The sequence below is a fragment of the Empedobacter sp. UBA6745 genome, assembly GCF_002453775.1.
Classification (GTDB): domain Bacteria; phylum Bacteroidota; class Bacteroidia; order Flavobacteriales; family Weeksellaceae; genus Empedobacter; species Empedobacter falsenii_C.
The window spans coordinates 1-11,197 of the sequence record NZ_DKHL01000015.1; the positions used below are offsets into that span (position 1 = coordinate 1).

At 29.4% G+C, this 11,197-nt stretch carries 7 protein-coding genes; 4 read left to right on the forward strand and 3 right to left on the reverse strand.

Annotated elements, in window-relative coordinates; translation table 11 throughout:
• The 3 genes from B4H69_RS05180 to B4H69_RS05190 form a co-directional block, all read left to right on the forward strand.
• Positions 1-2,932, forward strand: a 2,932-nt coding sequence (locus B4H69_RS05180; protein ID WP_291093019.1) for a SusC/RagA family TonB-linked outer membrane protein, incomplete at its 5' end; no start/stop codon positions are given.
• A 2-nt stretch (positions 2,933-2,934) separates the two neighbouring features.
• A complete protein-coding gene (locus B4H69_RS05185) occupies positions 2,935-4,290 on the forward strand; it encodes a RagB/SusD family nutrient uptake outer membrane protein (RefSeq protein ID WP_291093021.1) in 1,356 nt (451 codons plus the stop codon).
• 1 nt (position 4,291) lies between these two features.
• Entirely contained in the window at positions 4,292-6,775 is a 2,484-nt protein-coding gene (locus B4H69_RS05190; RefSeq protein ID WP_180904525.1) for an alpha/beta hydrolase family protein, read from the forward strand.
• A gap of 47 nt (positions 6,776-6,822) precedes the next feature.
• On the opposite strand, the gene B4H69_RS05195 is transcribed toward B4H69_RS05190, so the two are convergent.
• The 3 genes from B4H69_RS05195 to B4H69_RS16445 all read right to left on the reverse strand — a co-directional run bounded on the left by B4H69_RS05195 (position 6,823) and on the right by B4H69_RS16445 (position 9,128).
• Positions 6,823-7,092 (reverse strand): DUF6520 family protein, encoded by a 270-nt coding sequence (locus B4H69_RS05195; RefSeq protein WP_180904524.1) that lies wholly within the window; start codon positions 7,090-7,092, stop codon positions 6,823-6,825.
• Positions 7,093-7,161: 69 nt separating this feature from the next.
• A complete protein-coding gene (locus B4H69_RS05200; RefSeq protein WP_291093028.1) occupies positions 7,162-8,613 on the reverse strand; it encodes a MauE/DoxX family redox-associated membrane protein in 1,452 nt (483 codons plus the stop codon).
• A gap of 356 nt (positions 8,614-8,969) precedes the next feature.
• Entirely contained in the window at positions 8,970-9,128 is a 159-nt protein-coding gene (locus B4H69_RS16445; protein WP_414647213.1) for a hypothetical protein, read from the reverse strand.
• A gap of 373 nt (positions 9,129-9,501) precedes the next feature.
• Here B4H69_RS16445 and nhaA point away from each other — a divergent pair, with 373 nt between their 5' ends.
• The gene (gene nhaA, locus B4H69_RS05205; RefSeq protein WP_180904522.1) at positions 9,502-10,671 is read left to right on the forward strand and encodes a Na+/H+ antiporter NhaA; all 1,170 of its coding nucleotides are present in this window, start codon (positions 9,502-9,504) and stop codon (positions 10,669-10,671) included.
• The last annotated feature ends 526 nt before the right edge of the window (positions 10,672-11,197 follow it).

Genomic DNA, 11,197 nt, shown 5'->3' on the forward strand with positions numbered 1-11,197 from the left:
ACCATTGTTGGCACAAACAGGAAAAACCGTGACTGGAACGGTAAAAGAACTTCAAGTCCCATTAGTGGGCGTAATGGTAAAAGAGGAGGGAACCGATAACTCCACCTTTACCGATGTAAATGGACAGTATTCGTTGACTTTACAACAAGACAATTCCAAACTAATTTTTGAGCAATTGGATTTCCCTATCCGAGAAGAAGAGGTATTGAATAGAAGCGTGATCAATGTACGTTTAACGAAAGAGGACGAAGGAATTCAACTAAAAGATGTGGTGATTAATGCAGGATATTATGCTGTAAAGGACAAAGAACGAACGGGATCTATTGCACGTGTTACGGCAAAGGAAATCGAGAATCAACCCGTGAATAATGTGTTGGATGCGTTGCAGGGTAGAGTAGCAGGTTTAGAAATTACCCCAACCACAGGAACAGCAGGTGGTGGATATACGATTAGGTTAAGAGGTCAGAATAGTATAAATGCAGGAAATGATCCTTTGTTTATAATAGATGGAGTTCCGTTTGATATAGGTAGTTCAAGTAGTGCAACTGTTAGTGGATCGGTTATACCAAGTGGTAAAGTTAATCCGTTAAATGCTATAGACCCACAATCTATTGAAAGTATAGAGGTTTTAAAAGATGCAGATGCGACTGCTATTTATGGTTCGCGTGGTGCAAATGGAGTGATTTTGATAACCACTAAAAAAGGAACTAAAAATAAAACAAGTTTTAATGTAGATTTCAATACCAGTATTAATCATATAACAAAATACGTTGATCTCTTAAATACAGAACAATATATTAAGTTAAGAAAGCAAGCATTTAGTAATGATGGGATCACCACTTTTCCATTTAATGCCTATGATGTGAATGGGACATGGGATCAGACAAGATACACCGATTGGCAACGTAAGCTAATTGGAAATGTAGGGAGTAATCATACAGCTCGATTTATGGTGAATGGAGGTTCTGAACATACATCTTTTATGGTTGGTGTTAATCTTACGAAAGAATCATCTGTTTATTTTGGTGATTTTTATTACAATAAAACGTCGATTTACTCAAATTTAAATCATACTTCAACTGATAAACGTTTTAATTTTAATTTGAATACTTCTTTCGGATTTGATCGTAATAAACTGCCACAAACAGATTTAACACGAGTATCGCGATCGTTAGCCCCCAATAGTCCTTCTATTTATACGAATGATGGGAGAATAAATTGGGAAAATAATACATGGAATAATCCGATTGCTGCTTTGGAAAGTGTTTACAATAACAAAACCTATTTATTAAATCTTGGTTCAAATTTAAATTATAAAATCACAGACGAACTATCCGCTAAGATTAACCTAGGTTTTAATCAGACTGAACTCACAGAGTTTCAAATTAACCCACATACTAGGCTTAATCCTGCTTCCAATGCGTCAAGCTTAGAATCATCGAATAGTTATCAAAATTTAGGGAAAAGAAATAGTTGGATTATTGAACCTCAACTTAACTTCAATAAGACTTTTAAGGAAAATAAGATCGACTTATCGTATGGTTTTACATTCTCAAAAGCAGAAACTGAAGATTTGAGTTTATATGGATTTGGGTTTTTAGATAATTCTTTACTAAAAAGATTAAGTGCAGCGAAGACATTACGTATTTTAAATGAAGCCAATTCTTTTTACAATTATATGGCGACATATCTTAGAATCAATTATTCTTTTAAGAATAAATACTTCATTAATTTAACAGGGAGACGAGATGGTTCTAGTCGATTTTCGCCAGAAAATAGATTTTCTAATTTTGGTGCAGTAGGAGCAGCATGGATATTCTCAAAAGAAAACGCATTCAGTAATTCGAATTGGTTGTCGTTTGGTAAATTAAGAGGAAGTGTCGGAGTAACTGGAAACGACCAAATTGGTAACTACCAATATTTAGATACGTATTCCATCAGTGATGGTTTATACGAAGGGAATGTAAGTCTTAATCCTTCGAGATTATATAACCCGAATTTCTCTTGGGAAAAAAATATAAAAAGAGAAATCGCATTCGAAATAGACCTTTTTAAAAAGTTACATCTCGAATCTTCTTTCTATTATAATACTTCATCTAATCAATTGGTAGGGTATAGTTTACCTGCTACAACAGGGTTTAATTCAATTCAAGCAAATTTAGATGCGGATGTTGTGAACAAAGGTTTTGAGTTTCTGCTATCATCTAATGTGATTAATTCTTCTCATTTTTCGTGGAATGTAAATATGCAATGGACTTTTCCTACAACTTACCTTAAAAAATTTCCAAATTTAGAAACTTCTAGTTATCGCAATTTATATCAGATAGGATATCCATTATCCATCTATAAATTTTATAAGTACACAGGTGTAGATAGTGTGACGGGTTTATATACGTTTGAAGATTTTAATAAGGATGGTAAAATAACGTCTACCGACGATAAACAGGCTATAGTCGACTTAACACCAAAATGGTATGGTAGCCTTACAAACGATATGAAATATAAAAACTGGAATTTTAATTTTACGTTCTATTGGAGTAAAAAAATAGCCTATAACGAATGGGCAGGTACATCTACGATGGGAACTTTTAATAATATGCCTATTGCTAGTTTAGATTATTGGAGTGTGGATAATCCTAATGCTTCACATCAAAAACCAACTTCTGGTACGAATGCAGCAGCTGTAAGCGCAAGTAGCCAGTTTAAACAAAGTGATGCTGTATTCAGTAAAGCGGATTTTATTCGATTAAGAAATATTGCAATCTCTTATCAAATCCCTTCAAAAAAAGATCAATCGATTAAAGCTAAAGTCTATTTACAAGGGATGAATTTATTTACAATTACACCTTTTAAAGGTGGAGATCCAGAGCAAACATCTGGCTATTTACCTCCTTTAAAAAGGTTATCAATTGGTACAACTATAAACTTTTAATTATGAAAACAAGTATACTTAAATTTAATATCCTCCTTTTATTCTTTTTAATTTTTAGCTGTAAAGATTTTGTTGAAGTTGATTTTCCAACGAATCAATTGCCAAGTTTATATGTTTTTGAAAATGAAACGACAGCTAATGGAGCTATACTCAATTTGTATTCAGAACTTAGGGATAATTCGATTTACAATGGTAAGCTATCAAGCAGTAGTATCCTCTTCGGATTATATGCAGATGAACTTGATTATTATGGAAATCCTACTTCGGGTCTTAATGATATTTATTTGCATCATATAGACACAAATAATACAGAAGTAAAAACCATATGGACAAATTCGTATAAATTGATTTACATGGCGAATGCCAGTATTCAAGGTTTAGAAAATTCTCACTTTAGTTCAAAAAATACATTAATGGCTGAGGCATTATTTTTTAGGGCGTTTATGCATTTTTCACTTTATACGATCTATAATGAAATTCCTTACATAAAGTCTACTGATTACTTGGTAAATAGTAAGTGTTATAAAAATAGTCAATCGGAAATATATGCTAACTTAATTGAAGATTTGGAAAATGCATTAGTCTTATTACAAGATGCTAATATTAATACCAATACACGTATTAACAAATTTACAATTTATGCTTTATTAGCTAAAATTCATTTATATAACAAGGAGTGGAATAAGGCAATAAATTATTCGGATTTGATTATTCATTCTAATCGGTTTCAATTGGTGAATGATATAAATACAGAATTTCTAAAAAATAGCACTTCAACTATTTTTCAATTAAAAACTGCCAAAGAAGGAAGTCCTACAAACGAAGCCCCAATCTTCACGATTACAGGGCAAAATCCTAATAATATTGCCTTAACAAAGAACTTTCTAAATAGTTTTGAAAATGGGGATTTGAGAAAAATTTATTGGGTAAAATCATCTAGTAATGGTAATTGGTTCTTTTCTTCTAAATACAAACAAATCAATACGCTTGCTTCAAGTAGCGAATATTCGATTGTTTTTAGATTACCAGAAATATTTTTAATAAGAGCTGAAGCATATGTTAATACCAATAAGAAAAATGAAGCCATTTCTGATATCAATTCAATTAGAAATAAAGCAGGTCTAAATGGAATTAGTAACACAAATGAAAATCTATTTGAAGCGATTCTCAATGAGCGTCAACATGAGTTATTTTGTGAACATGGTAACAGATGGTTTGATTTAAAGCGTTTTGGTTTATTATCACAGACCTTGCTTCCTTTAAAACCTTCTTTTCAAGATTTTCATCAATATTTTCCAATTCCAGAATCGGAAATAATATTGAATCAAAATTTACTACCTCAAAATCAAGGATATTAAAATGAAAATAATTAATACTTTTATAAGAGTACTACTAATATTGATTTTTAGTCATAGTTATTGTAATGCTCAAAAAAATAATACCAGACATATTGCGGATTCTTTATGGACAAAAGATATTTTTTTAAATAAAATTAGTCCAAAAGGGGATTGGGTATTTTTTGACGAACTTGATAATAGGATGGAAAGAAAATATAAGTTATTGAATGCTCAAAAAAATATTGATTTTGAATTCAATGAAATCAGAAAACCAGAATTTACAGAAACCCAATTTATTTATTTAAATAATAAAAAAGATCTTACGATAAAAGATTTAAAACAGTTAAAAGATTATAAATATGCTAATTGTCAATCTTATTTACTCAATAGTACTAATACTGTTATTGCAATTAATTATAAGGAATCAGCTGTTTTAATCAATTTAGATAATTATAGTGTTATAGCAAAATTTAATGGGTATGTAAATAATTGGAATCCAATATCAAACATTTTTTCATTAACGACAAATGAAGAAGGGAGTGACTATTTAAAACTTATCCAATTAAAGAATAATGATATAGATATCATTTTTTCTAAACCAGTGATCGATTTAAATTGGCAAGAATGGGCTGATAATGGTGAATCTCTATTCTTTTCGGAAAAAGATTTATTCACGAACTATAACATTTATAGTAAAAAAAGTATTGAGAAAGCAATGAATAATAGTTTTGATACGTCAACCTTAAATCTTCAAAAACCTGTTGATGGAAAATTTGTATATTTTAATCAAAAGATAAATAATAGCCATTCAAATCAGAATATGATGGAAGTATGGGAAGGTGCAGATAAATGGATTTTTCCGAGAAAAAATGAGTATGAAAAAAATGAAAAATTTAATTTTCTTTACCAATGGAATATTGAAAACAATCAAATTAAAGAACTAACTGATACTGCATACTCTTCCTATATAACAAATCCTATATTGAACAATTCTATTGTTTATAATAAATTACAATATGAACCCGAGTTTTTTGAATTTCCTTTTAGCGATTTATACCTGAAAACTCACGATGATAATTCACAAACATTAATTGCTCAACATATTTATACGAAGGAAGGAAATTTTAATTTTTCAGTTAAAGGGAATTATATCGTCTATTTTGATCAGAAGGATTGGTGGTTATACCATATTAAAACAAAAACTAAAAGAAATTTAACCCAAAATATTCAAGATAAGTTTTTTAGCGAATGGGTGGATGGAGCAACACTAAAGTTGCCTTATAGTCGATTTGGACCAATTTGGTCTGATGATGAGAAGTTTCTAATGATTTATAGTCAATATGATATTTGGTTATTTAATACAGAAAATAACAGCACTGAAAAGATAACAAATAGTGGAGATACTAAAACAAGATACAGAATTTTTAATGACTTTAATTTGGTGGCTAGTGGAGGAAGTATAAACCCAAAAGATTATATTTATTTAAAAGTGTCTTATGAAAACCATAGCTCTTCTTGGGCAACTTGGAAGAAAGGTAAAGGTTTGAAACTACATGATAAATTAAAAGGAAATATTGACTATTTTTTCTATCAAAATAACCAAATCTATTTTAAGCTAAGTAAGTTCAATCTTTCGCCAATTATTTATAATTATAATCTTCAAAACAATTTACGGGTGGTTTATGAAACCAATAAAGAGCTTAAAAACCTTCATGTAAAAGACGAAGAATTAGTTTATTATGATGTTCCAATAAATAATGAACGATTGAAAGGAGCTTTACTTTATCCTATTAACTATAATCCTGATAAAAAATACCCACTCATAGTATCCGTTTATGAACAGAATTCAGAAAGTGCAAAATTGTTTGATCCACCTTCTTTTAGTAACTATACGGGATTTAATATTTTAAATTTATTGTCGAAAGAGTATTTTATTTTACTACCTGATATTGTCTATTTGAAAAATAACCCTGGAAAAGCAGCTACGTTATCTTTGGAAGTTGCATTGGATAAAGTTTTCGAAAATAAATCTATAGATAAAAATAGAGTGGGATTAATAGGACATTCGTTTGGTGGTTATCAAACAGGATTTGTAATTACCCAGAGCAATTATTTTAAAACAGCGGTGATTGGTTCTACTACAATAGATTTAGTTACTTATTATCATGATATTTCTTGGTCAATGAAAAAAGAACAGATGTGGCGTATAGAAAACCAACAATTTAGGATGAGTCCTGATTTTTATAAATTTAAAGAAGAGTATATCAATAATACGACTTTGTATCATTTGGACAAAATTAAAATACCTGTACTAATATGGACAGGCAAAGAAGATGATAATGCAAACTGGTATCAGAACACCTATTTGTATACTGGTTTAAGAAGATTAAATAAACCTGTAAAAATGTTATTGTTCAATAAAGAGGGGCATAGTGTTGTTACACCAGTCAATCAAAAATTATTAACGATTGAAATTGAGAATTGGTTTGATAAGTATTTGAAATAAAGAAAAGATTGTCCATAGGACAATCTTTTCCGTTTTTATTAAATTTATTAATCCATTTGGAAGCTATTAAATAGCGCTACACTACACGAAGTTTGCGAATCTTTGATTAAGTGCACGCGTTCTCCGTTAAAAGTACAAGGATAATTTTGTACATTGTCACATTCCGTACTTACCTCTGTACATTCTAAATTATCGTAGATGTAAAGTGTTGAACTTTCATCTTTAGTTGATGATTTTCCTTCAGTTGCAAAAGCAAATGCAACAGCCATCATACCCACTCCTAAAGGTAAAATTTTGTTTAAAAAACGTGTTTTCATAATTTTGTGATTTAAAATGATGACCTACTATATTTTACAGGTGTTCGGTCTTTCTCCTGCGTTGCAACGTTATTTTATTAATTTATAGAAATAGAGCTCTTTATTAACTACAGCGAAAATGTAATTTTTGAACACTCTAAAATTTCTTAATTTTTCTTGAGGTAAATGATACAGGTAAAAACTATAGAGATAACTTTTATTAGGATAATCATATACATCAATAATGCTTGTACCACTTATTTCTTCTTCATATTTTCCAAAACGTCTACTGTAGATATAGAGTTTATCCCCATATGTAGCGCTGTATTCGTGCACACGGATTGTGCGAGGTCCTATTTTATACTGGTCAGTTTTTGGATAATAAGCCATATCAATTTGTGCTGTGGTAATGGTGTCAATACTATTCAAATGATATAGTTCATTCATCATAGTATCCAATACTATCACTTCATTTCGATAATAGTAACTATACAAAAAATGATTATTTTCTTTGTTCCAAATCAATAAGCCATCAGTGTCAAATGTTCCGTTGATTTGATTTTTTAGACTAGTCTTATTTAATTTTATAGTTTCACCTTTTTCGCTAGGATATATAACACCTAATAAATTTGATCTAGTTTGTGGTTCTGCAGCTACAAATCCAATATGATGATTATTTCCAAGAGCATATGAATTATAATACACATTTTGATAATAGGTTAGGAGAGTAGGTTTAGCATTTAATTGACCAATTTGAAGTATGCCAATAGAGCCATCACCAATTACATATGTAGTGTAATCGACTTGTGTAATTAATCGCTTATAGGGTAATTCTTTTTTCTTAATTTCTAGATGAAGCGTGTCAATTTTATTTGTATGATAATCATATTGCAATAGATAGAGAGGAGCAGAAGGATGAGATAGATAAACATAACAGCTATCAAACCCTGAAATAGTAAAACCTTCTTGTTTTAAATTTAATTTAGATAATTGATTTGAATGATGAGGAAGAAATTCGCGAATAAAACTATTGTTATAGCTTTTTTCAAATCGACTCTTTTGAAAAAGTCCTATCATGAACAGTATACCTACAAGAAAAATTAAACCTATTTTAGATGCTGTAAGACGATAATTACTATTCATTAAAATAATGCCTAAAATAGCAAGTAAAATAAAAAGAAGATTAAAAATCAAATGCTCGTTCCACCCCATATCTTCTAAAATACCTCCACAGCTACATGGTGTAAATGGAGCAAATTTTAGAATAATGATAATGTATATGGTGAATACATTCATCAAAAATAAGGCACAGTATAAACCCAATTTTTGATATTTTTTGATACCCAGTAGGATTGATATTAATAGTTCAATAATTAATATTCCATAAGAAACAATGCTTGCATAAGCACTAATAACTGGCGATTGTCCCAGCTGGGTTTGAAAGGTTTCAAAATCGATGAGCTTACTGACTGCAGCATAGACAAACAAAACAATAAATAGGTAGCAGATGAGTGTTTGTATAATAGGAGTTATTTTTTTCATTTTTTGTATTTATATCTTAATAATTCAACTCATATTCAATAATTTATTGGCGATAAAATATTGATTCTTATAAAATTAGACTTTGTAAAAGAGATTCAATGCAAACAAGAGGAGCAAAAACATAAATGGAAGGTAGAATTTATAAATTCGTCTTTTTTGTAAAATAACTTACTGAATAATAGTGTTTTATGGTGTCTGTTTTTTTAATTTTTTTATATTTTTTATAAAAAACACACTTTTGTGAACGTCATTTTTATAAATTCGACCTTTTGACTTATTATTTTTAGGGTTTATTTTCTTTAAAAAAGAAGAATTTTTCCTTCAAGTTTGATAAAAGGAATCAAACTGTGATCTCGTTATTGTTGTAAGGTTCGTTTGCTAACTAGAAGCAATAGTGCAATAACAATTCCTATACTAATTTTTTTAGTATAAACTATAAATTCTGCATATACACTTAGTAATGGTGATTGTGCCAATTGAATTTGAAAATTCTCAAAATCTATTAGTTTACTCACAGCTGTATAAATAAACAATATGATAAATAGGTAGCAGANNTATTTTTAGATAAAACAGACGATTTTTTGTTAATGCATCTTGTTTTTTTAAAAATAGATCTCATTTTTGAGGAGTTTTAGAATTGTTCTATATAAGGCAGTCTTATTTTAACCAGATTATTTGAACATTTGAAACCCTTTTTCTCGATACAAAACTCTTTCAGAATTTCACTCGAAATGATGGTTTTATTGATAAATCGTTTAACTTTTTTTATTGACAGAAATGTTAGTATGAGATGACGATATATTATAGATTAAATTTTACCCAATAAAAGCCAATTTATGAGGTTGCATATTTTTTATTATCTTGCTCTAAAATAATAAAAGTTAAATTATGGCTAGTTCTATCAATTTAAAAATATTCAAAGAATTTATTAAGTCGAGTAATTTTGGAGGTTTCCTCCTTTTTTTATGCGTACTGATTTCTTTAATTATAGCTAATTCATCTTTAAGTGACACATTAAAAAGTGTATTATCTTATGAATTTGGAGTCGAAAATAGTTGGATTCATTTAAAGTATAGTACAAGCATGTGGATTAATGATGGATTAATGGCTATTTTTTTCTTACTTGTAGGTCTAGAAATAAAAAGAGAAATTGTAGAAGGTGAACTATCATCACCTAAAAAAGCTATTCTTCCTATTTTAGCAGCAATGGGTGGTGCGATAGTGCCTGCGTTAATATATATATGTTTTAATATAGGTTTGGATACTTCAGGTGGATGGGGAATTCCTATGGCTACAGATATTGCATTTGCATTAGCAGTTATATCATTGTTAGACAAAAGGATTCCGATAAGTTTAAAGATTTTTTTGGCTGCATTAGCTATAGTGGATGATCTGATAGCTATTTTAGTGATAGCTTTATTTTATTCATCAGGTATAGACTTAGTGTATTTAATGTATGCGGGTGTAGGCCTAGGAGTATTAGTGTTAATGAATAGATTAAACGTAGAGAATCCTTATTTATATTTGATTCCAGGAATATTTATATGGTATTTTGTACATCATTCGGGTATACATGCTACAATAGCAGGTGTATTAGTAGCCATGACTTTACCAACAAATAATACTGATCAAGAATCGCCATTAGAACGATTAGAACATGCCTTAGTAAAGCCTGTAAACTTTATTATTATTCCAATTTTCGCATTTGCTAATACTAATATAACTATATATAACGAGATGCTTGAAGGATTAACCTCTCCTTTAGGATTAGGTATTTTATTAGGTTTATTAGTTGGTAAACCAATAGGTATTGTATTAAGTTCTATTATTTGCTCAAGATTTGGCATTGGTCAGTTACCAGAAGGGAGTAATTTAAACCATATTTTAGGTGTAGGATTATTAGCTGGTATCGGTTTTACGATGTCTATATTTATATCTAATTTATCATTTAATAGTGAAATATTAATTGATGAAGCTAAATTAGCCGTTTTATTAACATCTTTAATTGCTGGAGTATTAGGCTACTTGATTTTGAGAAAAAGTAGTAAAATAAATTAATAATACTTACTCGAATTTTTAATTCTCGATTATTTGATCAGATAACAAACTGTAGTTATAAATGGAAATAGGAATATTATGAATACGGAGAAGAAGGTCTACTCAGAAAGAAATTAACTTTTCGTATATTTCTCAATCATATCAAGCAAGAAATTGTAAATAAAGTATTAGAACTTTGAAAAGAACATAAATAAGGACTTGACGAATTAATTGGTATTTAGAATATTAGTATGATATTTTAATATAAGAATCAAGAGTTTGTCGTATTCTAAAGCGTAATAATAGGGGTAGGTTAGACAGAAGGTTACTAGAAGAGCCATACATAGTATTTTATACGAAAAAGAAACAACTGGTCATCATGTACAAGTTGATGGTAAATTTCTGATTTTCATAATACATATTGCAATAAAATCAAGTAATTTTAATATGCAGCTACTGATGATGTTATACGAATTATCGTGCTTAAAATATATGAAAAGCGCAATCAATTAAGTTCAATTGATTTCATAAATTATGTTGTAGATAA

What these genes read in the sequence shown, in the direction of transcription:
- B4H69_RS05185 (WP_291093021.1), top strand. Translation starts at nt 2,935, where the DNA reads ATGAAAACAAGTATACTTAAATTTAATATCCTCCTTTTATTCTTTTTA.
- B4H69_RS05190 (WP_180904525.1), top strand. Translation starts at nt 4,292, where the DNA reads ATGAAAATAATTAATACTTTTATAAGAGTACTACTAATATTGATTTTT.
- B4H69_RS05195 (WP_180904524.1), bottom strand. Translation starts at nt 7,092, where the DNA reads ATGAAAACACGTTTTTTAAACAAAATTTTACCTTTAGGAGTGGGTATG.
- B4H69_RS05200 (WP_291093028.1), bottom strand. Translation starts at nt 8,613, where the DNA reads ATGAAAAAAATAACTCCTATTATACAAACACTCATCTGCTACCTATTT.
- nhaA (WP_180904522.1), top strand. Translation starts at nt 9,502, where the DNA reads ATGGCTAGTTCTATCAATTTAAAAATATTCAAAGAATTTATTAAGTCG.